The 24,051-nt window shown below is 66.5% G+C and carries 23 protein-coding genes and 3 tRNA genes; 4 read left to right on the top strand and 22 right to left on the bottom strand.

Annotated features, from left to right (window positions below; translation table 11 throughout):
* Nucleotides 1–159 precede the first annotated feature (159 nt).
* The 3 genes from D9R12_RS06255 (at nucleotide 160) to D9R12_RS06245 (ending at nucleotide 4,337) form a co-directional block, all read left to right on the top strand.
* Nucleotides 160–1,962, top strand: a complete 1,803-nt coding sequence (locus D9R12_RS06255) for a glycoside hydrolase family 15 protein (RefSeq protein ID WP_122229107.1) — start codon at nucleotides 160–162, stop codon at nucleotides 1,960–1,962.
* On the top strand, nucleotides 1,959–3,722 hold the full coding sequence (gene zwf, locus D9R12_RS06250; protein WP_122229106.1) for a glucose-6-phosphate dehydrogenase: 1,764 nt from the start codon (nucleotides 1,959–1,961) through the stop codon (nucleotides 3,720–3,722). The genes D9R12_RS06255 and zwf overlap by 4 nt, the downstream gene beginning before the upstream one ends.
* Nucleotides 3,723–3,824: 102 nt before the next feature.
* Nucleotides 3,825–4,337, top strand: a complete 513-nt coding sequence (locus tag D9R12_RS06245; protein WP_043290443.1) for a gluconokinase — start codon at nucleotides 3,825–3,827, stop codon at nucleotides 4,335–4,337.
* Between the two features lie 10 nt (nucleotides 4,338–4,347).
* Here D9R12_RS06245 and folP read toward each other — a convergent pair whose 3' ends face one another.
* The 22 genes from folP to tpiA all read right to left on the bottom strand — a co-directional run bounded on the left by folP (nucleotide 4,348) and on the right by tpiA (nucleotide 23,074).
* A complete protein-coding gene (folP, locus tag D9R12_RS06240; protein WP_014160253.1) occupies nucleotides 4,348–5,247 on the bottom strand; it encodes a dihydropteroate synthase in 900 nt (299 codons plus the stop codon).
* Nucleotides 5,248–5,292: 45 nt separating this feature from the next.
* Nucleotides 5,293–5,478 carry a hypothetical protein gene (locus D9R12_RS06235; protein ID WP_014160252.1) on the bottom strand — a complete coding sequence of 62 codons (186 nt, stop codon included), beginning with the start codon at nucleotides 5,476–5,478 and terminating at the stop codon, nucleotides 5,293–5,295.
* Nucleotides 5,479–5,585: 107 nt separating this feature from the next.
* Entirely contained in the window at nucleotides 5,586–5,753 is a 168-nt protein-coding gene (locus D9R12_RS15740) for a glycine zipper domain-containing protein (RefSeq protein WP_170159168.1), read from the bottom strand.
* A gap of 269 nt (nucleotides 5,754–6,022) precedes the next feature.
* Nucleotides 6,023–6,099, bottom strand: a tRNA-Met gene (locus D9R12_RS06230).
* A 45-nt stretch (nucleotides 6,100–6,144) separates the two neighbouring features.
* Nucleotides 6,145–6,221 (bottom strand) — tRNA-Met (locus D9R12_RS06225).
* 69 nt (nucleotides 6,222–6,290) lie between these two features.
* Nucleotides 6,291–7,757 (bottom strand): NADH-quinone oxidoreductase subunit NuoN, encoded by a 1,467-nt coding sequence (gene nuoN, locus D9R12_RS06220; RefSeq protein WP_122229105.1) that lies wholly within the window; start codon nucleotides 7,755–7,757, stop codon nucleotides 6,291–6,293.
* Nucleotides 7,758–7,770: 13 nt separating this feature from the next.
* Nucleotides 7,771–9,291, bottom strand: a complete 1,521-nt coding sequence (locus D9R12_RS06215; RefSeq protein WP_122229103.1) for an NADH-quinone oxidoreductase subunit M — start codon at nucleotides 9,289–9,291, stop codon at nucleotides 7,771–7,773.
* Nucleotides 9,292–9,310: 19 nt separating this feature from the next.
* Entirely contained in the window at nucleotides 9,311–11,476 is a 2,166-nt protein-coding gene (gene nuoL, locus D9R12_RS06210) for an NADH-quinone oxidoreductase subunit L (protein WP_170159167.1), read from the bottom strand.
* Nucleotides 11,477–11,483: 7 nt separating this feature from the next.
* Nucleotides 11,484–11,789 carry an NADH-quinone oxidoreductase subunit NuoK gene (nuoK, locus tag D9R12_RS06205; protein WP_014160247.1) on the bottom strand — a complete coding sequence of 102 codons (306 nt, stop codon included), beginning with the start codon at nucleotides 11,787–11,789 and terminating at the stop codon, nucleotides 11,484–11,486.
* On the bottom strand, nucleotides 11,786–12,442 hold the full coding sequence (locus tag D9R12_RS06200; protein ID WP_014160246.1) for an NADH-quinone oxidoreductase subunit J: 657 nt from the start codon (nucleotides 12,440–12,442) through the stop codon (nucleotides 11,786–11,788). Before D9R12_RS06200 ends, nuoK begins: the two co-directional genes overlap by 4 nt.
* 7 nt (nucleotides 12,443–12,449) lie before the next feature.
* On the bottom strand, nucleotides 12,450–12,938 hold the full coding sequence (nuoI, locus tag D9R12_RS06195) for an NADH-quinone oxidoreductase subunit NuoI (RefSeq protein WP_014160245.1): 489 nt from the start codon (nucleotides 12,936–12,938) through the stop codon (nucleotides 12,450–12,452).
* A gap of 5 nt (nucleotides 12,939–12,943) precedes the next feature.
* Nucleotides 12,944–14,035, bottom strand: a complete 1,092-nt coding sequence (gene nuoH, locus D9R12_RS06190) for an NADH-quinone oxidoreductase subunit NuoH (RefSeq protein WP_122229101.1) — start codon at nucleotides 14,033–14,035, stop codon at nucleotides 12,944–12,946.
* The gene (gene nuoG, locus D9R12_RS06185; protein WP_122229099.1) at nucleotides 14,032–16,278 is read right to left on the bottom strand and encodes an NADH-quinone oxidoreductase subunit NuoG; all 2,247 of its coding nucleotides are present in this window, start codon (nucleotides 16,276–16,278) and stop codon (nucleotides 14,032–14,034) included. Before nuoG ends, nuoH begins: the two co-directional genes overlap by 4 nt.
* A complete protein-coding gene (gene nuoF / locus D9R12_RS06180) occupies nucleotides 16,275–17,609 on the bottom strand; it encodes an NADH-quinone oxidoreductase subunit NuoF (protein ID WP_122229097.1) in 1,335 nt (444 codons plus the stop codon). Before nuoF ends, nuoG begins: the two co-directional genes overlap by 4 nt.
* Before the next feature lie 4 nt (nucleotides 17,610–17,613).
* Nucleotides 17,614–18,141 carry an NADH-quinone oxidoreductase subunit NuoE gene (gene nuoE, locus D9R12_RS06175; protein ID WP_122229095.1) on the bottom strand — a complete coding sequence of 176 codons (528 nt, stop codon included), beginning with the start codon at nucleotides 18,139–18,141 and terminating at the stop codon, nucleotides 17,614–17,616.
* Between the two features lie 160 nt (nucleotides 18,142–18,301).
* Nucleotides 18,302–19,612 carry an NADH-quinone oxidoreductase subunit D gene (locus D9R12_RS06170; RefSeq protein WP_014160240.1) on the bottom strand — a complete coding sequence of 437 codons (1,311 nt, stop codon included), beginning with the start codon at nucleotides 19,610–19,612 and terminating at the stop codon, nucleotides 18,302–18,304.
* Nucleotides 19,609–20,361 carry an NADH-quinone oxidoreductase subunit C gene (locus D9R12_RS06165; protein WP_122229093.1) on the bottom strand — a complete coding sequence of 251 codons (753 nt, stop codon included), beginning with the start codon at nucleotides 20,359–20,361 and terminating at the stop codon, nucleotides 19,609–19,611. The genes D9R12_RS06170 and D9R12_RS06165 overlap by 4 nt, the downstream gene beginning before the upstream one ends.
* Before the next feature lie 30 nt (nucleotides 20,362–20,391).
* Entirely contained in the window at nucleotides 20,392–20,946 is a 555-nt protein-coding gene (locus D9R12_RS06160) for a NuoB/complex I 20 kDa subunit family protein (protein WP_014160238.1), read from the bottom strand.
* Nucleotides 20,937–21,293: an NADH-quinone oxidoreductase subunit A gene (locus D9R12_RS06155; RefSeq protein WP_014160237.1), complete on the bottom strand. Its 357-nt coding sequence runs from the start codon at nucleotides 21,291–21,293 to the stop codon at nucleotides 20,937–20,939. Before D9R12_RS06155 ends, D9R12_RS06160 begins: the two co-directional genes overlap by 10 nt.
* Nucleotides 21,294–21,695: 402 nt before the next feature.
* Nucleotides 21,696–21,780 (bottom strand) — tRNA-Leu (locus D9R12_RS06150).
* Nucleotides 21,781–21,826: 46 nt separating this feature from the next.
* Complete coding sequence (secG, locus tag D9R12_RS06145) at nucleotides 21,827–22,252, bottom strand: preprotein translocase subunit SecG (RefSeq protein ID WP_122229422.1); 426 nt, start codon at nucleotides 22,250–22,252, stop codon at nucleotides 21,827–21,829.
* A gap of 69 nt (nucleotides 22,253–22,321) precedes the next feature.
* Entirely contained in the window at nucleotides 22,322–23,074 is a 753-nt protein-coding gene (gene tpiA / locus D9R12_RS06140; protein WP_122229090.1) for a triose-phosphate isomerase, read from the bottom strand.
* Between the two features lie 167 nt (nucleotides 23,075–23,241).
* Here tpiA and D9R12_RS06135 point away from each other — a divergent pair, with 167 nt between their 5' ends.
* Nucleotides 23,242–24,048: an SDR family NAD(P)-dependent oxidoreductase gene (locus tag D9R12_RS06135; protein WP_122229088.1), complete on the top strand. Its 807-nt coding sequence runs from the start codon at nucleotides 23,242–23,244 to the stop codon at nucleotides 24,046–24,048.
* Nucleotides 24,049–24,051 lie beyond the last annotated feature (3 nt).

The following is a 24,051-nucleotide window of genomic DNA, read 5'->3' as shown; positions in this document are numbered from 1 at the left end:
GACAGGCCTGTCATGGCGCTGCAGGGCCGATATTGCAAGCACATCGGCCCGCGCGCCGGGCCGCGCCGACACCGTGTGTCCTGCCGATGGCACCGAACCCGCACGCCGGGACGACATGGGCGCTGGTAGAACTGCCACGTTTTTACCGGAACAGGACCCATGTCGACCCCGATCGAAGACTACGCAATGCTTGGCGACTGCCGCAGCGCCGCCCTGGTCTCCCGTAACGGCTCCATCGACTGGCTGTGCCTGCCCCGGTTCGATTCCGATGCGGTCTTCGCCGCCTTGCTGGGCACCCCGGAACACGGCCGCTGGCTGCTGTGTCCGCAGGACGACCAGGCCACCAGCACGCGCCGCTATCTGGACGGCAGCCTGATCCTGGAAACCACCTTCACCACCGCCACCGGCGTGGTCAGGATGATCGACTTCATGGTTGCCAGTGGCAACGGCCATCCGCACAGCCACCTGGTGCGCTGCCTGGAGGGCGTCCAGGGCCGCGTGCCGATGCGCACCGAGCTGGTCCTGCGCTTCGGCTATGGCCGCATCGTGCCGTGGGTGACCGAGGACGACGATGCGCTGCGGGCCGTGGCCGGTCCCGATCAGGTACTGCTGCGCACGCCGGTGGCGATGCAAGGCCGCGACCTGACCTCGCAGTCCGATTTCACCCTGGCCGCCGGTGAATCGACCTGGTTCGTGCTCAGCCACGGCGCCTCGCACCTGGAGCGCCCACCGGCGCTGGAACCGCAGGATGCGCTGGAGGCCACCCTGGCCTTCTGGGAAGACTGGTCCGCGCGCTGCGCACCGGCCGGGCGCTGGAGCGCGCAGGTCAGGCGCTCGCTGGTGGTGCTCAAGGGCCTGAGTTACCTGCCCACCGGCGCGATCGTCGCCGCGCCCACCGCCTCGTTGCCGGAAAAGATCGCAGGCCAGCGCAACTGGGACTACCGCTACTGCTGGCTGCGCGACAGCAGCTTCATCCTGCTGGCACTGATGAACGCCGGTTTCCGCCATGAAGCCGGCGCATTCCGCGACTGGGTCAAGCGCGCGGTGGCCGGCACGCCCGACCAGCTGCAGGCGCTGTACGGGGTCGGCGGCGAACGCCGGCTGCAGGAATGGGTCGCCGACTGGCTGCCCGGCTATGAGGGCTCGGCCCCGGTCCGGATCGGCAACGCGGCCGCGTGCCAGTTCCAGCTGGACGTCTACGGCGAGCTGATCGCGCTGTTCGAGGTGGCGCGCATGCGCGGCATGAAGGTCGGCAGAGATGGCAACCAGCTCGAGCGCGCCTTCCTGCAGGAGCTGGAGGCCCGCTGGCAGGAGCCGGACGAAGGCATCTGGGAAGTGCGCTCCGAACGCCGCCATTTCACCCATTCCAAGCTGATGGCGTGGCTGGCCTTCCATCTGGCCTCGCAGAATGACCAGAGCGGCTTCAGCCAGGAAGATCGGCAGCGCTGGCAGGTGCAGGCCGAGCAGGTCCATGCGCAGATCCTGCAACGCGGCCTGCACGCCGACGGCTACTTCGTGCAGAGCTACGACAGCGATGCGCTGGACGCGGCCCTGCTGCTGATGCCACTGGTGGGGTTCCTGCCGGCAGACGATCCGCGGATCGTGGCCACGGTCGAGGCGATCCAGGCGCAACTGACTGTCGATGGCCTGGTCCAGCGCTATCACACCCACGACCACGCCGATGGCCTGCCCCCCGGCGAAGGCACCTTCCTGGCCTGCAGCTTCTGGCTGGTCGAGGCGCTGGTGATGATCGGCCGTACCGAGCAGGCCACCGCGCTCTACGACACCCTGCAGGCCCTGTGCAACGATGTCGGCCTGCTGGCCGAGGAATACGACCCGCGCAGCAAGCGCATGCTGGGCAATTTCCCGCAGGGGTATTCGCACGTGGCGCTGGTCAACGCCGCCTACCGTCTCAACGACGCCCACAACGCCAAGCGCACCAGCGCGGAGGTTCATGCATGAACGATACCCCGTCCCCCGGCGTGACCGACTCCTCCGCCCTGGCGCCGCCGTGCGTACTGGTGCTGTTCGGCGCGCGCGGTGATCTGGCCCGGCGCCTGGTGATGCCGGCGCTGTACAACCTCAGGCGCGCCGGGCAGCTGGACGAGCGCTTCGCCATCGTCGGCTTCGATCACGGCGACATCAGCGAGGCCGCCTGGCGGCGCATGATCGGCGATGCGCTGCGTGGCCAGGCCAAGCGCGGGGGCGGCGAATTCCAGGCCGACGGCATCGACGAGGACACCTGGCGCTGGTTGTCCAGACGCATGTACTACCAGCGCGGCAGCTTCACCGTGGCCACGGACTACCGCGCGCTCAAGACGCGCCTGGCCGAGCTGGACCACAGGCACGGTACCCAGGGCAATGCGCTGTTCTACCTGGCCACCGCACCGCGTTTCTTTGGCCAGGCGGTCAGCGAACTGGGCCGCGCCGGCCTGGTCAAGCAGGCGCAGGAGGGCCCATGGCGCCGGGTCATCATCGAAAAACCCTTTGGCCACGACCTGGACAGCGCCCGCGCGCTCAATGCCCAGATCGGCAAGGTGCTGAGCGAGGACCAGGTGTTCCGGATCGATCATTTCCTGGGCAAGGAGACGGTGCAGAACATCCTGGCGTTCCGTTTCGCCAACGGCCTGTTCGAACCGGTCTGGAACCGGGACCGCATCGACCACGTGCAGATCACCGCCGCCGAGACGATCGGCGTGGAAGGCCGCGGCAGCTTCTACGAACCCACCGGCGCACTGCGCGACATGGTGCCCAACCACCTGTTCCAGCTGCTGGCAATGGTGGCGATGGAACCGCCCAGCGAGTTCACCCCCAAGGCGATGCTGCGCCGGCGCTCGGAAGTGATCGAGGCAGTGCGTCCGCTGGGCCCGGATGATGTGGTGCGCGGCCAGTATGCGGCCGGCACGGTCAATGGCGAGGCGGTGCCGGCCTATCGCGACGAGGACACGGTCTCGCCCACCTCGGACACCGAAACCTACGTGGCGATCAAGCTGGCCATCGACAGCTGGCGCTGGGCCGGGGTGCCGTTCTACCTGCGCACCGGCAAGCGCCTGCGCACCCGTACCACCGAGGTGGCGATCCGTTTCAAGCCGGCGCCGTTGGCGCCGTTCCGGCACACCGCCGTGGGCGGCTACGGACCGGACTGGCTGGTGCTGCACGTCCAGCCGGATGAGGGCATCTCGCTGCAGTTCGACGTCAAGCGCCCGGGCTATCCGGTGGCCCTGGCGCCGGTGCGGATGGACTTCCGCTACCGCGACTGGTTCCCGCAGCAGAACACGGTCGGCTACGAGCGCCTGCTGCACGACTGCATGCGCGGCGAGGCCGGCCTGTTCCAGGACGCGGCCATGGTCGATGCGGCCTGGCGCATCGTGCAGCCGGTGCTGGATGCCTGGGCCAGGCAGCCAGCGGTCGAATTCCCCAACTACGCCGCCGGCAGCGCCGGCCCGGCCGCAGCCGATGCGCTGCTGGCGCTGGACGGCGGACGCACCTGGCGGGTGTTGACGCCGGGCCGCACGCGTCCGCCGCAGCGTGCGCGGCGTCCAGTCGATCCAGGCGCGACGAAGAACAAGCGCGCCCCGAAGGCGGCCGCGGCCGCGCCTGCCAAGGCGCCGGCGAAACGTAACGCGACCAAGGCGCCTGCCAGGCACGCGGCGAAGACCGCGACCAAGGCCGTCACATCGCCGCCCGCGGCCAGGTCGCGCACCGGCAAGCGCGCAAGGTGACCGGCGCGGCCGGCAGACCGCGACGCGGCCCAGTGCCGTACGGCGACGGCTGCACCGCCTCGCCCTGATCCGATCCGATTCCTTTCACGCGAAGGCGCAGCCATGAGCAATCCCGGGACATTGGTGGTGATGGGCGTTTCGGCCTCCGGCAAGACCACGATATCCAACCTGCTCGGCGCCGAGCTGGACTGTCATGTGCTCGACGCCGACGACCTGCACCCGGCCGCCAACGTGGAGAAGATGCGCGCCGGTATCGCCCTGGACGATGCCGACCGCTTGCCGTGGCTGCAGAAGGTGGCCGCGTGGATCGCCGAGCAACGCGCATTGCAGCACCGCGTGGTGGTGTCCTGCTCGGCCCTCAAGCGCCGCTACCGGGATGTGCTGCGCCAGGCCGATCCGGACATGGTGTTCGTGTGGCTGGACGTGGACCGCGCCACCCTGGAGCAGCGCATCGGACACCGGTCCGGCCATTTCATGCCGGCCAGCCTGCTCGATGACCAGCTCGCCACGCTGGAACCGCCAGCGGCCGATGAACGCGCCGTGCGGGTGGTGCCCAAGGGCCCGGTCGAAGGCACGGTCGCCCAGATCATCGCCCAGCTCCCTGCCCTGCGCTGAGCTGAGCTGGTCAATCTTCGTCGGGCCAGCGGACCTGCGCCGCCGGCGCATCGGCACGCGGCATCGGCACGGCAGCCACCGCCGCCCAGACCTTCAGCGCGTCGACCGTGGCGGCCACGTCATGCACGCGCAGGATCATCGCGCCGCGCTGGGCGGCGATCAGGTGCGCGGCCACCGAGCCGGCCAGACGCTCGGCCGGCACCTGGCGCCCGGTGATTTCGCCGATGCTGCGCTTGCGCGAGAGCCCGGCCAGCACCGGCACCCCCAGTTCGCCAAAGCGCTGCAGCTGGGCCAGCAGCGCCAGGTTGTGCGCGGTGGTCTTGCCGAAGCCGAAGCCGGGATCGACCACGAGCTTCTTCCTGTCGATGCCGCTCATTTCCGCGGCAAGGATCCGCTCGGCCAGGAACCGATGCACCTGGCCCACCACGTCGTCATACACCGGCGCGTCCTGCATCGACTGCGGCTGGCCCAGCATGTGCATCAGCACCACCGGCACGCCGAGTTCGGCGGCCGCTTCGAGCGCGCCGTCCTCGCGCAGTGCGCGGATGTCGTTGATCATGCCGGCGCCGGCGGCCACCGCCGCGCGCATCACCGCCGGCTTGAAGGTATCGATGCTGATCGGCAGCGTGGTCTGGCGCGCGAGCCGCTCGATCACCGGCACCACCCGGCGCAGCTCTTCTTCCAGCGGCACCGGCTGCGCGCCCGGGCGGGTGGACTCGCCGCCGACGTCCAGCAGGTCGGCGCCTTCGGCAGCCAGTTGCAGGCCATGGGCGACGGCCGCCTCCAGGGTGTCGTGCGCGCCGCCGTCGGAGAACGAATCGGGGGTGACGTTGACGATGCCCATCACCCGCGGACGGTCCAGACGCAGCAGGCGCCCGGCGCAATCCAGCTGGACCGAGGTGTCGAACATGCGGCGCACTCCGTGGGCAGTTTCAGCGAGCGCGCATGATACGCGTCAGTCGCGCGCGCGCCCGCGCAGGCAGCGACGGCCGCGATCGATCCCGCCCAGCAGCGCCATCCAGCCCGCGCCGATGCCGGCGCCCATGCCCAGCCACAGGCCCATCTCCCCAGTCGCCGCGCCCAGGGCCGCGCCCAGGGCGATGCCCAGTACCAATACCACGATGCCGCGATGGCGTTTCATGTCGTTGCTCCTGTCCGGGCCGCACCACACGCCGCCGTGCGGGGCCCTTGTGGGACAGGACGCATCACGCCGGCCGATGTGACCGCATGCGCGGCGGCCCTCATGGGTCAGCGGCGTTTTTTCTGGCTGAGCTTGAACGCACCGAGCACGGCACCCAGGCCGAGCCCGACCGCCAGGCCGGCACCGATGTCATGCATGGCCGCGCCAAAGCCCACGCCCAGCGCGGCGCCCAATGCCATGCCGATTCCCAGACTCCAACCCGCGCGCTTGTTCATGCGTTCCTCGATCTATCCACCGCCGCAGGATTCGCTCCCTCGACGCGTTCTGAAGCCATGTGGGCATGCACATGGGCGCGTCGCCTTGACAAGGATCGACAGATCCAGTGAAGCAGCTGCGCAAAGTCGCTGCAGGGAAACCCCCGTCTGGACGATCGCAAGCCCTGGCCCGAAACCCCACGATCCAGCACAAACGAAAACGGCGAGCCCGTTGCCGGGAACGCCGTTTCGTGTACCACCGCTGCATCGTCGCCGATGCAGATTTTCCGTGGTAGCGGGGGCAGGATTTGAACCTGCGACCTTCGGGTTATGAGCCCGACGAGCTGCCAGACTGCTCCACCCCGCAACAGAAACTTCTGAAGCGACTACGTCATCTCGAACGTAGATTCATTGGTAGCGGGGGCAGGATTTGAACCTGCGACCTTCGGGTTATGAGCCCGACGAGCTGCCAGACTGCTCCACCCCGCATCAGGAGCGGAATTATGGAGAATTACAGGAAAATAGGCAAGCCCTGTGACACCTTGGCGACTGAATGGATCACAGGCCGAAGGCGGCCTTGCACCAGGTCATCAATGGGTTCCAGGCAAGACCCAGCACCAGCAGGCCCAGCGCGTTGACGCCAAACAGAAACGGCACGACCTTGCCCGCGCGCGGCGCCGGCAATGCGCCAACCGGCTCGTCGAAGTACATCACCTTGACCACGCGCAGGTAGTAGAACGCGCCGATCACCGCGCACACCACCGCCAGCAGCGCCAGCCACATCAGGTCGCCGTTCAAGGCCGCGCGCAATACCACCAGCTTGGCCCAGAAGCCCAGGAACGGCGGCACCCCGGCCAGCGAGGCCATCACGCACAGCACCATGCCGGCCATCCACGGGCTGCGCGAGCTCAGCCCCTTGAAATCGTCGATCATCTCCGCTTCGAAACCGCGGCGCGACAGCACCAGGATCGCGCCGAACGAGGCGGCCGACATCAGCGCGTAGGTGATGCCGTAGAACAGCGCCGCTGCATAGCCCTCGGGTCCACCGCCGGCCAGGCCGAGCAGCAGGAAGCCCATGTGCGACACGGTCGAATAGGCCAGCATGCGCTTGAGGTTGCGCTGGGCGATGGCCACGACATTACCGATGATCAGCGACAGTGCGGCCAGGCCGGCCAGCAACAGCTGCCACTGCGGCGAAGTCGGGCCCACGCCCTGCTCCAGCACGCGATAGGCCATGGCGAAGGCGGCCAGCTTGGGACCGGCGCTGATGAACAGCGTGATCGGCGTCGGCGCGCCCTGGTAGACGTCCGGCAGCCACATGTGGAACGGCGCGGCGCCCAGCTTGAAGGCGATGCCGCAGACCATGAACACCATCCCGGTCAGCAGCATCGGGCGATCGGCAATGCCGGCGATGGCGGCGTTGATCTGCGACAGCTCCAGCGAACCGGTCGCACCGTAGACCAGCGACATGCCGTAGAGCAGCAAGCCCGAAGCGATCGACCCGAGCACGATGTACTTCATCGCCGCCTCGGTCGCCAGGCCGTTGTCGCGGTTCATGCCGACCAGCGCATACGAACACAGCGACAGCAGTTCCAGGCCCAGGTAGACCATCACCAGGCTGCCGGCCGAGGCCAGCATCATCATGCCGGCGCTGGCGAACAGCACCAGCACAGGAAATTCGCCCGGATACAGGTTGCGCTCGCGCAGGTACGGCCAGCCATAGACCAGCGACAGGCCCGAGACCAGCACGATCGCGGCCTTGATCACATCGGCCAGCTGATCGCGCACGAACATGCCGTTGAACACCGTCCTGGCGCCTGCGGCATCCCAGCCGACGTGGGTCACCAGCAGGACCAAGGCGATCGCCAGCACCACCAGGGTCAGGCCGTGGGTGACGACGCGGCGGCGCGCGTCCAGGAACACGTCCAGGATCAGCAGCGCGAAGGCACCGGCAACCACGACCAGCTCCGGAATGATCGGCAGCAGGTCGGTGACGGGGGCGGAGGAAAGCATCGGGGCGGCCATGACGTTGGAGTCCTTACAGCTTGCTGGTGGCGAGCTGCATCGCCAGTTGCGCGATCGACGGCTCGAGCAGGTCGGTCAGCGGCTTGGGATACACACCGATGGCCAGCGTGCCGGCGGCGAACACGCCCAGCACCAGGGCTTCGCGCCAGTTGATGTCCTTCAGTTCGGCGACGTGGCTGTTGGCCACTTCCCCGTACAGCACGCGCTTGACCAGCCACAACGTGTAGCCGGCGCCGATGATCAGGGTCAGCGCCGCGACCACGGCGATGTAGGGATGCTTCTGGAAGCTGGCCAGGATCACCATGAACTCGCCAACGAAGCCGCTGGTGCCCGGCAGGCCCGAGTTGGCCATGCCGAAGAACACGAAGAACACCGCAAACCAGGGCATGACATTGGCCACCCCGCCGTAGTCCTTGATCATGCGCGTGTGCATGCGGTCGTAGACCACGCCGACCAGCGAGAACATCGCGCCGGAGACCAAGCCATGCGAGATCATCTGCACCACCGCGCCCTGCAGGCCCAGGCGCGCGGCATCGCCGTTGTCGTAATCGCGCATCAGGCCGGCGGCAATGAAGGTGCCCAGGGTGACAAAGCCCATGTGCGAGACCGACGAATAGGCGATCAGCTTCTTCATGTCCTCCTGCACCAGCGCCACCAGGCCGACGTAGACGATGCCGATCAGCGATAGCACGATCACCAGCTGGCCCCACTCGTGGGCCGCATCGGGCGTGATCGGCAGCGAGAAGCGCAGGAAGCCATAGCCACCGATCTTGAGCATGATCGCGGCCAGGATCACCGAGCCTGCAGTCGGCGCCTCCACATGCGCGTCCGGCAGCCAGGTGTGGAACGGGAACATCGGCACCTTGACCGCGAAGGCGATCAGGAAGGCGAAGAACAACCAGGTCTGTTCCCTGGCCGTCAGCGGCAGGATGTACAGATCGGCGAACTGGAAGCTTGCATGGCCCAGCTCGCCGCCCTTCATGTACAGGTAGATCAACCCGACCAGCATCAGTACCGAGCCGAGGAAGGTGTACAGGAAGAACTTGATCGACGCATAGATGCGGCGCGGGCCGCCCCAGATGCCGATGATCAGGAACATCGGGATCAGCATCGCTTCAAAGAACACGTAGAACAGGATCGCGTCGGTGGCACTGAACACGCCGATCATCATGCCTTCCAGCATCAGGAAGGCGGCCACGTACTGGTTGACCCGCTTGTCGATCGCCGTCCAGGCGCCGATCAACGCCAGCAGCGTGGTCAGCGTGGTCAACACGATCAGCGCCACCGAGATGCCATCGGCCCCCAGCGCATACCAGATGTCGAAGGCCGACACCCAGGCGTGCTTCTCGACGAACTGGATCTCGCCGCTGCCCCACTGCAGGTGGGTCAGCAACGGAATGCTCGCCAGGAAGGTCAGCAGCGCGACGATGAGGGCCAGCCAGCGTGCGGCTTGCGCGCGTCCGGCCCCCATCGCCAGTGCCAGGGCACCGCCGAGGATCGGCAGCCAGATCAGAATGCTCAGCAGGTTCGACACGTGTTCGTATCCGTACAGATCAGCGCCAGTACGTCATGACTGCGGCCAGCAGTGCAATCAGGCCGAGGATCATGGCGAAGGCGTAGTGGTAGAGGAAACCGGATTGGGTGCGGCGCAGCAGCTGCGAGGCCAGCTCGACCACCCGGGCGCTGCCGTTGACGAAGAACCCATCGATGATGCGCGTATCGATCCAGCGCGAAAGCTTGCCCAGTTGGACACCGCCAGCGGCGAAACCGTCGATCCACAGGATGTCGAAGCCGTACTTGGCCTCCAGGATCTTCACCAGCACCGAGAAGCGCTGGCGCAGCCTGGCCGGCCATTCCGGCGACAGCACCAGGTACAGCAGCGCGGCCAGCACGAAACCGAGCACGGTCAGCGCGAACGGCCAGGCCCAGATGCCGTGCAGCGCAAACGCCACCGGACCGTGGAATTCCTCGGCCAGCGCCCCGACCGTATCGCGTGCAGGCTCGTAGAAATCAATGATGCCGGTGAAGAAGCCCACCTCCTGTCCAGGCACTGCCGCCTCGGCGTGATGCCCCGCCCAGTTGGTGCCGAACAGCATCGGGCCGATGGTGAAGAAGCCGATCAGCACCGAGGGGATCGCCAGCAGGATCAGCGGCACGGTCACCACCCACGGCGACTCGTGCGGCTCATGCGCGCCATGCCCGTGCTCGTCATGGGCGTGATCGCCATGGGCCTGCACGCCGCGATCATCGGCGTGCACCTGTGCCTCCGCATCGGTGTGCGCGGCTGCGCCGTGCTGCGATTCCTGCGCGACATGGGGATCGCGGAAGCGTTCAGCGCCGTGGAAGGTCAGGAACAGCAGGCGGAAGCTGTAGAAACTGGTCACCAGCACCCCGCCCAGCACCGCCCAGTAGCCGTAGGAGGCAACCCAGCCGTGCGCCTGTTGCGCGTGGTGGCCGGCGGCCTCGATGATGGTGTCCTTCGAGTAGAACCCGGAGAAGAACGGCGTGCCGACCAGGGCCAGGGTGCCGATGATCATCGTGACGTAGGTGATGGGCATGTACCTGCGCAGCCCGCCCATCCTGCGCATGTCCTGCTCGTGGTGCATGCCGATGATCACCGAGCCGGCGCCCAGGAACAGCAGCGCCTTGAAGAAGGCATGGGTCATCAGGTGGAACACGCCTGCGCTGTACGCCGACACGCCCAGCGCCACGGTCATGTAGCCCAGCTGGGACAGCGTGGAGTAGGCGATCACGCGCTTGATGTCGTTCTGGACGATGCCGATCAGGCCGGTGAAGAAGGCCGTGGTCGCGCCGATGAACAGCACGAAGTCCAGCGCCGCCTGCGACAGTTCGAACAGCGGCGACATGCGCGCCACCATGAAGATGCCGGCGGTGACCATCGTCGCGGCGTGGATCAGGGCCGAGATCGGGGTCGGGCCTTCCATCGAGTCGGGCAGCCACACGTGCAGCGGCACCTGGGCCGACTTGCCCATCGCACCGATGAACAGGCAGATGCAGATCACCGTCGAGACCTGCCACGGATGACCCTCGATCAGGGTCAACGACATGTTCTTGAGCATCGGCGCGCTGGCGAACACCGCGCTGTAGTCCAGCGTGCGGAACCACAGCAGCACCGCGGCAATGCCCAGCAGGAAGCCGAAGTCGCCCACCCGGTTGACCAGAAACGCCTTCAGGTTGGCAAACACCGCGGTCGGGCGCTTGAACCAGAAACCGATCAGCAGGTAGGACACCAGGCCCACCGCCTCCCAGCCGAAGAACAGCTGCAGGAAGTTGTTGCTCATCACCAGCATCAGCATGCTGAAGGTGAACAGCGAGATGTAGCTGAAGAAGCGCTGGTAGCCGTCGTCGTCGGCCATGTAGCCGATGGTGTAGATGTGGACCAGCAGCGACACGAAGGTCACCACCACCATCATCATCGCGGTCAGGCGATCGACCATGAAGCCGACGTGGCCATGGAAATTGCCGATGTCGAACAGCGTGTAGAGGTTTTCGTTGAACGGCGCCGCACCGTTGAAGGCCAGCTGGTAAAGCACCCAGCACGACAGTGCGCAGCTGATCGCCACGCCCAGGATGGTGATGGTGTGCGCACCGACACGGCCGACCTGGCGGCCGAACAGGCCGGCCACGATGCTGCCCAGCAACGGCGCCAGCACCACGGCGACCAGCATGGACTTGGAAAGGAGGATTTCGCCCATCATCAGTACATCAGCCCTTGAGGGAGTCGACTTCGGCGACGTTGATCGTGCGCCGGCTGCGGAACAGCGCGACCAGGATCGCCAGGCCGATCGCGGCCTCGGCCGCGGCCACGGTGAGGATGAAGAACACGAACAGCTGCCCGGCCGGATCGCCCAACTGGCGCGAGAAGGCCACGAAGTTGATGTTGACCGACAGCAGCATCAGCTCGATCGACATCAGCAGGATGATCATGTTCTTGCGGTTGAGGAAGATGCCCGCCAGCGAGATGCAGAACAGCACCGCGCCCAGGGCCAGCAGGTGTCCCAGGGTGATCATGGCTTGGTCTCCTGCGAATCGTCGGCCGGCGTTTCCGGAACAGCCACCACCGGGCGCACCGACTCCATGTGCACCATGCGCAAGCGGTTGCTGGCCTTGACCCTGGTCTGCTCCGACACGTCCTGGGTCTTGACGTTTTCGCGCTTGCGCAGGGTCAGCATCACCGCGGCGATCACCGCCACGGTCAGGATGACCGCGGCGAACTCGAACGGCAGCAGGAATTCGGTGAACAGCGTGCGCGCCAGCCAGGTGATGTTGGAGGTCTCGGCCGCCACCGAGGCCGCGTTGTCCGGCAGCGGCGCGCCGGTCTTGGCCTTGATCCCGATCAGCACCAGCATCTGGACCAGCATGACCACCGCCACCAGGATGCCCACCGGCAGGAACCTGACCCACCCCTCGCGCAGGTTGGCCACGTCGATGTCCAGCATCATGATCACGAACAAAAACAGCACCATCACCGCGCCGACGTACACCAGGATCAGGGCCACGCCCAGGAACTCGGCGCCCACCAGCAGCCAGGTGCAGGCCACGCTGAAGAAGGTCAGGATGAGAAACAGGACCGCGTGCACCGGGTTGCGCACGCTGATCACTGCCGCGCCCGACAGGGCGGCCACGGCGGCGAAGATGTAGAAGCTGATCAGTACCCAGTCCATCTCGTCCTCAGCGGAAGGCGGCGTCGGCGGCACGGCGCTCGGCGATTTCCGACTCGAGTCGGTCGCCAATGGCCAGCAGCTGCTGCTTGTTGACGATGTTCTCGCCACGGTTTTCGAAGTGGTACTCCAGGATGTGGGTTTCCACGATGGAGTCCACCGGGCAGCTTTCCTCGCAGAAGCCGCAATAGATGCACTTGAACAGGTCGATGTCGTAGCGCGTGGTGCGGCGGGTGCCATCCTCGCGCCTGGTCGAATCGATGGTGATCGCCAGCGCCGGGCAGACCGCTTCGCACAGCTTGCAGGCAATGCAACGCTCTTCCCCGTTGGGATAGCGGCGCAGCGCGTGCAGGCCGCGGAAGCGCGGCGACTGCGGGAACTTTTCCATCGGGTACATCATCGTGTACTTGGGCTTGAAGGTGTACTTGAGGGTCAGCCACAGACCCTGCAGCAGCTCAAGCAACAACAGGCTCTTGAAGTAATGGGCGATCTTGTTCATAGGGGTCAGGCGCCTCGGTGGATGACGCCGTAGAAGACCATCAGTGCGGTCACTGCGATCCACACGATGGTCAGGGGAATGAACACCTTCCAGCCCAGCCGCATGATCTGGTCATAGCGGTAGCGCGGGAAGCTGGCGCGGAACCAGATGTAGGCACTGGCGAAGAAGAACACCTTGGCAAACAGCCACGGCCAGCCACCCTGCCAGATCCAGTCGACCCACGGGGAGACGTCCGCCTCGACCCAGCCCTGGATCGGGCTCAGCCAGCCACCCAGGAAGAAGATCGAGATCAGGAAGCTGACCAGGATCATGTTGGCGTACTCGGCCAGGAAGAACAGCGCGAACGCCGAGCCGGAGTACTCCACCATGTGCCCGGCGACGATTTCCGATTCGCCTTCCACCACGTCGAACGGCGCGCGGTTGGTCTCGGCCACCCCGGACACCCAGTACACGATGAACAGCGGCAACAGCGGCAGCCAGTACCACTCCAGGAAGCCGGCATTGCCGCGCTGGGCCTCGACGATGGCCGACAGGTTGAGGCTGCCGGCCGCGATCATCACGCCCACCAGCGCAAAGCCCATCGCGATCTCGTAGCTGACCACCTGCGCGGCCGAGCGCAGCGCGCCCAGGAAGGCGTACTTGGAGTTGGAGGCCCAGCCGGCCAGGATGATGCCGTACACGCCCAGCGAGGTCATCGCCAGCAGATACAGCAGCCCGGCGTTGGCATTGGACAACACCAGCTGGCCATCGAAGGGCACCACCGCCCAGGCTGCGAAGGATGGCGCCAGGGTGATCAGCGGGGCGATGACGAAAATCGACTTCTGCGCGCTGGCTGGCTGGATGATTTCCTTGAACAGCAGCTTGAAGACGTCGGCAAAGGCCTGAAAGATGCCCATGCCGACGTACATCGGCCCGTGGCGCACGTGCATCCAGCCGATCAGCTTGCGCTCCCAGACCACGTAGAAGGCCACCGAAATGATCACCGGCATGGCGATCACCAGGATCTTCAGCACGATCCACACGATCACGCCGATGGCGCCCAGGCCCAGCAGCCAGTCGCGCAGCGGGCTGACCCCATTGATCAACAGCTCGTTCATGCAGCCACCACCTTCACACGGCCGGCACCGATGGGCGCGGTCGCGCCATGGCCCGACTCGATCCACACCGAACCCGGTGCGACACGGTCATTGATCACCACCGGCAGGGTGGCCGTTCCGTCACTGGCCTGCACCTTGACCACCTGGCCGTCGGCCAGCCCGGCGGCCTTGGCGTCGTCCGGGTGCAGGCTCACGGCCGGCGCGGCGTTGAGCGGATGCGACTGCAGCGCGCTGGCGCGACGGACGAAGCCGTCGGTGCGGTAGATCGCCGCGGTGGTCACCACTTCCAGCCCCTCGCCCGCCAGCGACGGCGCCGCCGATGCCCTGGGCGTCACGGTGGCGGCACCAGCCAGGCTGGCGCGGGCACCGGCCAGGTCGGTGAACTCGAAGCCTGGCAGTTCCAGCGCGCCGCCCAGGGCGCGCAGCACCTTCCAGCCTTCGCGTGCCTCGCCCGGCGGCTTGCCGCCGGCCTGGGCGCGCTGCTCGCGGCCGTCCAGGTTGGTCAGGGTCGCCTCGATTTCCGGCAGCGCACCGATCGGCAGGATCACATCGGCCAGGCGGCGGGTGGAGGCGCAGGCGAAGTGGCTGAAGGCCACGACCTTGGCTGCGGCCAGCGCCTTCTGGGTGGCAAAGCCATGGGCGAAATCCAGGCCCGGCTCGATCCCGTAGATCACATACGCAGCACGCGGCCTGGACACCATCTCGGCCGCGTCACTGCCGGTCGGCAGCACCCCGGCGCGGGTCAGGCCCACGGCGTTGGCGCCCTGCGGGATCCGGCACAGCGCAGCGCCGGTGGCCGCGGCAAAGTCGGCCGCGGCCTTGCGCAGTGCCGAAGCCTGCGGGTGGTTTTCGGCGATCGCACCCACAATGACCACGGCCGAGCTGGCGCCCTTCACCGCGTCGCGCAGTTCGGCATTGTCCAGTGCGTCAGCCAGCTGCGAGGGCGGCACGATGTACTTGCCGGTGGTGGCGAAGGTGAACTCGAAATCCACCGGATTGACCACGTGCACCTGGGCGCCGTTGCGGTTGGCCTTGCGGATGCGCTGGTGCAGCAGCGGCAGCTCATGGCGCAGGTTGCTGCCGAACACCACGATCGCGCCGGCCTTCTCGATGTCGGCCAGCGGCAGCGCGAACGGCTGCGCCACTGCGCCATCGGACAGGTCGCACGACAGGATGCGGTGGTCGAGATTGCCGCTGTCCAGCCCTGCGGCGAGCCTGGCCAGCAGCCCGCCCTCCTCGTTCGAGGTGGCCGGATGGACCAGCACGCCCAGGTCATCGCCCTGGTGCGCCTTGAGGATCTGCGCGGCGGCGGCCAGGCCTTCGGCCCAGCTCACTTCCTTCCATTCGCCGTCGACCTTCTGCAGCGGCTTGACCGCGCGGTCCTGGGCATAGAGGCCCTGGTGCGAATAACGGTCGCGATCGGACAGCCAGCACTCGTTGACCGCCTCGTTGTCGCGCGGCACCGTGCGCAGCACTTCGCCGCGGCGCACGTGCACGAAAAGGTTCGAGCCCATCGGGTCGTGGTAGCCCAGTGACGGGTACGCCTGCAGCTCCCACGGACGGGCGCGGAACTGGAACACCTTGTTGGTCAGCGCGCCGACCGGGCACACGTCCACCACGTTGCCGGACAGCTCGGTGGTCAGCGGCTGGCCGTCGTAGGTGCCGATCTGCAGGTTCTCGCCGCGGTACATGCCGCCGAGCTCGTAGGTCCCCGCGATCTCGGCGGTGAAGCGCACGCAGCGCGTGCACTGGATGCAGCGGGTCATCTCGGTGGCGACCAACGGACCGATGTCCTCGTCGGGCACGGTGCGCTTGCGCTCATTGAAGCGGCTGACCGAACGGCCATAGCCCAGCGAGACGTCCTGCAGTTCGCACTCGCCGCCCTGGTCGCAGATCGGGCAGTCCAGCGGATGGTTGATCAGCAGGAACTCCATGACGCTGCGCTGGTACTTGAGCGCCTTCTCGTTGCGCGTGAAGACCTTCAGGCCATCGCCCACCGGCGTGGCGCAGGCCGGCGACGGCTTGGGCGCACCGCGGCCACCGATTTCCGTATCGACCAGGCACATGCGGCAGTTGGCCGCAATGGACAGCTTGTCGTGGTAGCAGAAACGCGGGATCGGGATACCGGCCTTGTCGGCGGCCTGGATGATCATCGAGCCCTTGGGCGCGTACAGGACGCGACCGTCGATCTCGATGGTGACGTGATCCGGCGGGACCTTGGGATCGACCGGTTGGGCACTCATGCCGCAGCCTCCAGCGGACCGTCCACAATCGAACGACCGTTGACGATGTAGTACTCGAATTCGTCCCAGAACTGGCGCAGGAAGCCCTGGATGGGCCATGCCGCCGCTTCACCGAACGCGCAGATGGTGTGGCCTTCGATCTGGCCGGCCACGGCTTTCAACTGATGTAGATCTTCCATCGTGCCCTTGCCGGCGACGATCCGCTCCAGCACCCGGTGCATCCAGCCGGTGCCCTCGCGGCACGGGGTGCACTGGCCACAGGATTCCTTGTGGAAGAACTGGCTGATGCGGCAGGCAAAGCGCACGCAGCACACGCTGTCGTCCAGCACCACGATGGCGCCCGAGCCCAGGCCGGTGCCCAGCGCACGCAGGGTGTCGTAGTCCATCTGCAGGCCGGCCAGCTGCTCGGCCTTGAGCACCGGCATCGACACGCCGCCGGGCACGGCGCCCTTGAGCGTGCGGCCCGGCCTGAGGCCGCCGGCCATTTCCAGCAGTTCATCGAAGGTGGTGCCGAGCGGCACTTCGAAATTGCCGCCCTTGGTCACGCAGCCGGAGACCGAGAAGATCTTGGGGCCACCGTTCTTGGTCTTGCTCAGCCCCAGGAACCATTCCGGACCGTTGCGGATGATCGCCGGCACCGAGGCGTAGGTCTCGGTGTTGTTGATCGTGGTCGGCTTGCCGTACAGGCCAAAGTTGGCCGGGAATGGCGGCTTGTAGCGCGGCTGGCCCTTCTTGCCTTCCAGCGACTCCATCAGCGCGGTCTCTTCGCCGCAAATGTAGGCGCCGGCGCCCAGCGCGGCGTGGATGTCAATGTTCACGCCGCTGCCGAGGATGTCCCGGCCCAGCCAGCCATTGGCGTAGGCATCGGCCAGGGCCTGTTCGAAATGCTCGAACGGCTCGTGGTGAAACTCGCCGCGCAGGTAGTTGTAGCCCACCGTCGATCCGGTGGCATAGCAGGCGATCGCCATGCCCTCCACCACCGAGTGCGGGTTGTAGCGCAGGATGTCGCGGTCCTTGCAGGTGCCAGGCTCGGATTCGTCCGAATTGCAGAGGATGTACTTCTGCATGTCGCCCTTGGGCATGAAGGACCACTTCAGACCGGTCGGAAAGCCCGCCCCGCCGCGGCCACGCAGGTTGGAGGCCTTGACCATCTCGATGACGTCGGCCGGCGCGATCTTTTCTTCCAGGATCTTGCGCAGGGCCGCATAGCCGCCGGTCTTGAGGTAGTTCTCGTAGGACCACGGGGTGTCGTAATGCAGCGTGGTGTAGACCACCTGGTGCGGCTGCGGCGCCGGCCCGACCGGGCCGGTGGATGCGTGCGAATCTGCCATGCGCTTACTCCAGCCCGTCCAGCAGTGCGTCGACTTTCTCGGGTGTGAGGTGTTCGTGGTAATGGCCGTTGATGACCATCATCGGCGCGGCCGAACAGGCGGCCAGGCACTCTTCCTCGCGCTTGAGGAAGATGCGCCCGTCGGCGGTGGACTGGCCACGCTTGCAACCGAGCTTGCGCTCGGCGTGCTGGGCCAGCTCTTCGCCGCCATTGAGCCAGCAGCTGATGTTGGTGCAGAAGGCCACGTTATGGCGGCCGACCTTTTCCAGCTCGAACATCGAGTAGAAGCTGGCCACCTCATAGGCCCACACGGCCGGAATGTCCAGATACCTGGCCACCGCGGCGATCAGCTCGTCGTTGAGCCAGCCGCCGTTCTGTTCCTGCGCCGCATGCAGGCCCTGCAGCACCGCCGAGCGCTTGCGGTCCGGCGGAAACTTGCTCAGCCAGTGATCGATATGGGCGCGCGTCTTTTCGCTCAGCACGACCATCGGATCGACGTGGCGCGCGTTTTCGAAATTGCCTGTGGCTCTCATGCGTGAATCTCCGGGACTCGGGACTCGGGACTCGGGACTCGGAAGAGCCCATGCGCCGGAATGCCCGGACCGTCGAAAAACCTTGGTGCAGTTGCAGAAAGGGGAGCCATGGACCGACGTTCGCCGAGCCCCGAGTCCCGAAACCCGAGTCCCGAGCCGTTCACCGGTCCACCTCGCCGAACACCAGATCATAGGTGCCGATCATCGCGACCACGTCCGGCAGCATGTGCCCGACCACGATCGCGTCCATCGACGAAAGATGGACGAAGCCCGGCGCGCGCAGGTGCACGCGGAACGGCTTGTTGGCGCCATCGGACACCAGGTAGCAGCCGAACTCGCCCTTGGGCGCCTCGATCGCGGTATAGGTCTCGCCGGCCGGCACGCAGTAGCCTTCACTGAACAGCTTGAAGTGATGGATCAGCGCTTCCATGTCGTCCTTCATGGCCTCGCGCCTGGGCGGGGCGACCTTGAAGTTCTCCACCATCACCGGACCGGGGTTGGCCTTGAGCCACTTCACGCACTGGGCGATGATGCGGTTGGATTGGCGCATCTCGGCCACGCGCACCAGGTAGCGGTCGTAGCAGTCGCCATTCATGCCGACCGGGATGTCGAACTCCATCGCGTCGTACTTGGCGTAGGGCTGCTTCCTGCGCAGGTCCCATTCGATCTGCGAACCGCGCAGCATTACCCCGGTCATGCCCCAGGCACGCGCCTGGTCCGGGGTGATCACGCCGATGCCCACGGTGCGCTGCTTCCAGATGCGGTTGTCGGTGAGCAGGGTTTCGTACTCGTCGACGCGGCTCGGGAAGGTCCTGGTGAAGTCTTCCAGGAAGTCCAGCAGCGAGCCCTCGCGCGCGGCGTTGATGCGCTTGAGCGAAGCGCCCTTGTGCCAGGGCGATTCCTTGTACTTGGGCATCTGCGAGGGCAGGTCGCGATAGACCCCGCCCGGACGGTAGTAGGTGGCATGCATGCGCGCGCCGCTGACCGCCTCGTAGCAGTCCATCAGCTCTTCGCGCTCGCGGAAGCAGTACAGCATCACCGCCATCGCGCCCAGGTCCAGCGCGTTGGAACCCAGCCACATCAGGTGGTTCAGGATCCGGGTGATCTCGTCGAACATCGTGCGGATGTACTGCGCGCGCTCGGGCGCCTGGATGCCCATCAGCTTCTCGATGGCCAGCACGTAGGCGTGCTCGTTGCACATCATCGACACGTAGTCCAGGCGATCCATGTAGCCGATCGACTGGTTGAACGGCTTGGACTCGGCCAGCTTCTCGGTGCCACGGTGCAGCAGGCCGATGTGCGGATCGGCACGGACGATGGTTTCGCCGTCCATTTCCAGGATCAGGCGCAACACGCCGTGCGCGGCCGGATGCTGCGGGCCGAAGTTCATCGTGTAGTTGCGGATTTCCTGCTTGCCTTCGCTGGGATTGCTGGCGAAGGCTTCATGCGATGGCCTGACGTGTGCGCTCATTTGCTCGACTCCCGCGCTGCGGCTTCACCGGCGGCGGTCTGGTAGCGGGGGTCCTCGCGGATCACGCGCGGCACGCCCACGCGCGGCTCGACCGAGGTCACCGGCTCGTACACCACCCGCTTGCGCTCTGCGTCGTAACGCACTTCGACGTTGCCGATCAGCGGGAAATCCTTGCGGAACGGATGCCCGACGAAACCATAGTCGGTCAGGATGCGGCGCAGATCCGGGTGGCCGGTAAAGACGATGCCGAACAGGTCGAATGCCTCGCGCTCGAACCAGTTGGCGCCAGGCCAGATGTCGGTGACCGAGGCCACCACCGGCACGTCGTCGTTGGGCGCATAGCAGCGCAGGCGCAGGCGACGGTTGTGCTGGTACGAGATCAGGTGGACCACCACGGCAAAGCGCTGGACCGGCACCTGCATCGGCTGGACACCGTCGGCGTTGCCGTTTTCCTGGGAGGGGAACTCACCCCAGGCGAAACGGCCCACGGCCTTGCCTTCCACCCCGCGCGAGAAGCCCTGCGAGGACACATCCGCGGTATCCCACTCGTCACTGCCATAGCCCAGGTAATCGACCCCGCACAGGTCGCTGAGCTGCTCGAAGCCGAAGCTGTCGCGCAGCGCCAGACACAGCGCATGCCATTGCGCATGCGGCACCTCGATGGTGGTCTCGCCCGCGGGCGACACGGTCACGACCGCGTCGGTCAAACGCGTGCACAGCTCTTGGATATAAGCGGCTTGCTCTGCCATGGGGGCTTTGCGTGCTCTAGATAAAGGGGTTCAGCGGGCGATGGTCTGGGTACGCCAGATCTTCTTCTGCAGTTGCAGGATGCCGTAGACCAGCGCCTCGGCAGTGGGCGGGCAGCCCGGCACGTAGATGTCGACGGGCACGATACGGTCGCAGCCGCGCACCACCGAGTACGAATAATGGTAGTAACCGCCGCCGTTGGCGCAGCTGCCCATGGAGATCACCCACTTGGGGTCGGGCATCTGATCGTAGACCTTGCGCAGCGCCGGAGCCATCTTGTTGACCAGGGTGCCGGCCACGATCATCACGTCGGCCTGGCGCGGGCTTGGGCGAAACACCACCCCATAGCGGTCCAGGTCCAGGCGCGCGGCACCGGCATGCATCATCTCCACCGCGCAACAGGCAAGGCCGAAGGTCATCGGCCACATCGAACCGGTGCGGGCCCAGTTCATCAGCGTATCGACGCTGGTGGTGACGTAGCCCTTGTCCAGCAGCGGATTGTCGCCCTCGGGACGCAGGATGTCGTCCACCCGACCCTCCGGCACGGGGTTGGTCATCAGCTTGTCGATGGTTTGGATCACTCCCATTCGAGCGCTCCCTTCTTCCAGACGTAAATGAAGCCCAGGAACAACATGCCCACGAACAGGCCCATGGTGACCAGGGAGCGCGCACCGATTTCCATGAACACCTGGGTCCAGGGCACGATGAAGATGATTTCCAGATCGAAGACGATGAACTGGATGGCGATCAGGTAGTAGCGCACGTCGAACTTCATGCGCGCGTCCTCGAATGCCTCGAAGCCGCATTCGTAGGGGGAGAGTTTCTCGGCGTCAGGGCGCCTGGGGCCGATCAGGCGACCGATCACCATCAACGAGATGCCGATGCCGGTGGCGACGATCAGGAAAAGCAGGTTCGGCAGGTAATTGGCCAGCACGCGCAGTTCTCTCTGTAGGGGTCCGGCGACTGGGCACAGTCTACTGCTGCAATGCGGCAGGCGATGCGAAGGTCGCAAACGGGTCCGGTCTTGCGGGTCCACCCTTGCGGTGGGCCTGGCGCCCGGAAGCCGCGACCCGCGTCTTCCGTACTCCGGTCCGGCCAAGCCGGGCGCTCCGCTTCAGTCTCCTTCCGTTGATTCGTACCGGACACTGCAGCGAACCGTTCAATTGTAGCGTTCACTGAACTGGTGAGTAAACGTTTTGAGGCGCTGCCATCGACTGCGAACGCACTGGGCCGCAACACGTCGCTCAAATGGCCCACTGGACGGGCCAGCCGCGCAAAATGCCGATGCCAGCAACGGCAAAGGGCCATCAAGGCCCTCTGTCGTGTCCTGCTCGTTTGGTGCCCAAGAGGGGACTCGAACCCCTACGGCTTTCGCCGCTACCACCTCAAGGTAGTGCGTCTACCAATTCCGCCACCTGGGCAAAGCTGTCTGCCAACCCGACCTGCGCCGGGCGGGCATTGTACGCGTCACTCCGCCGGAGCGGGAGCCTGCTGCGGTGGCGGTGCCGGCGTGGCGGCGGCCGGGGCCGAAGCAGCTGGTTGGCTGCTGGCCGGCGGTGCAAGTTCGCCCGGCGGCGGCGGCGCCGCCGGCTCGGGTGCGGCGGCGGCCGGCTGCTCGGACATCAGGCCCAGGTCCTGCTGCTGGCTGCCGGTGTGGGCGGTGCGCGAGGCGCTCCAGGCCATGAACAGGCTGATGGCGAAGAACGCCACGGCCAGCCACTTGGTGCTCTTGGACAGGAAGTTGGACGCGCCGCGCGAGCCGAATACGGTGCCGGAAGCACCGGCACCAAAGCCCGAGCCGGCCTGCGCACCGGAGCCGCGCTGCATCAGCACGAGCCCGATGATGGCGATCGCCACCACCACGTAGACCACATTGAGGATCAGCATCAACATCGACATGAATCGGTTTCTCGGTAAAGAACCCCGCCGGCATGCAGCGGAGCCGTTCTAATACGCGTGAGGTCAGCCGGCCGCCGCACGCGCGATGGCCAGGAAGTCGGCAGCCACCAGCGAGGCGCCTCCGACCAGCCCACCATCGACATCGGCTTGCGAAAACAGTTCGGCGGCGTTGTCGGGCTTGACGCTCCCGCCGTACAGCAGCGGCAGTGAATCGGCAATTCTAGCATCGTGTCGCGCCACCACGCCACGGATGAAGGCATGGACCGCCTGGGCCTGCTGCGGCGAGGCGCTGCGGCCGGTGCCGATCGCCCAGACCGGCTCGTAGGCCACCACCGCGCCGTCGAAGGCGGCCACGCCGGCCAGGGCCAGCACCGACTCGAGCTGGTCGGCGATCACCGCCTCGGTCTGGCCGGCCTCGCGCTGCTCCAGGGTTTCGCCCACGCACAGCACCGGCGTCAGGCCCGCGTTGCGTGCAGCGAGAAACTTGCGCGCGACCAGCGCGTTGCTCTCGTGGTGATAGCGGCGGCGTTCGGAATGGCCGACCAGGCCGTAGCGCGCGCCCACATCGGCCAGCATCGCGGCGGAGACTTCACCGGTGTAGGCGCCTTTCTCGTTGGCGCTGACATCCTGCGCCCCGAATGCGATGGGCCGGTCTTCGAAATCCTCGATCAGGTCGCCCAGATAGGGCAGTGGCGGCAGGATCACCAGCTCCACGCCGCCCAATGGCAGCGCGGCCACCAGTTCCGACACCAGTTGGGTGGCGAAGGCGCGGCTGCCATGCAGCTTCCAGTTTCCGGCGACGATCCTGCGGCGCATGGGGGCTCCTGTCTGGATAGGGCCCACAGCATACCGCGGCGCCTGTCGTCACCGGTTGACGGTGCGATATGTCCGCCCTCTTGCAAAGGGGCCGAAGCGTGTGTCGATGCCAGGCCGACGGACGTCATGCACACTCTGCCGCCTCAACCAGAGCAAAAGGCGCATCCATGGATGCTACGGCGGCCCGAGGCTATGCCCTGATCACCGGTGCTTCCAGCGGCATCGGGGCTGAATTCGCGCGGCAGTACGCCGCCCTTGGCGTGCCGCTGATCCTCACTGCGCGACGGGTCCATCGCCTGCAATCGCTGGCGGCCGAACTGGCATCGCAGGTGGACGTCCAGGTCATTGCCGAGGATCTGGAAGACCCGGCCGCGCCGGCGCGTCTGCAGGCGGAACTCCAGCGCCGCCGGCTGCCCGTGCAGATCCTGGTCAACAATGCCGGCTATGGCGTTGCCGGCCGTTATCTGACCCGCGACTGGGCCGTGCATGCACGCTTCGTGCAGCTGATGGTGACCGCGCCCAGCGAACTGACCTGGCGCCTGCTTCCAGACCTGATCCAGAGCGGCAGCGGCCAGATCATCAACGTTGCCTCGTTTGCGGCCCTGGTCCCGGGTGCGGATGGCCAGACCCTGTATGCACCGGCCAAGGCCTGGCTGCTGGCGATGAGCCAGTCACTGTCGCTGGAATACGCCGACCGCGGCGTGCACGTGTGCGCGCTGTGCCCGGGCTTCACCTGGTCCGAGTTCCACGATGTCACCGGCACCCGCGCGCAGATGTCCAGGCTGCCCAAGTGGGTCTGGCTCAGCGCCGAGCAAGTGGTGCGCGCCGGCATCGAAGGTGTCCGCCGCGGCCAGGTGCTGGTCATTCCCGGCTGGCGCTATCGCGGGCTGTACCAGGTACTGCGGCATCTGCCACAGGCCTGGCTGCTGCGCCTGATGGCGCGCAGCTCGCGGCGGGTGCGCTCGCAGGGGTGAACG

This window comes from Pseudoxanthomonas spadix (assembly GCF_003703395.1).
GTDB lineage: Bacteria > Pseudomonadota > Gammaproteobacteria > Xanthomonadales > Xanthomonadaceae > Pseudoxanthomonas_A > Pseudoxanthomonas_A spadix.
This window is presented reverse-complemented; position numbering and strand designations above follow the sequence as displayed.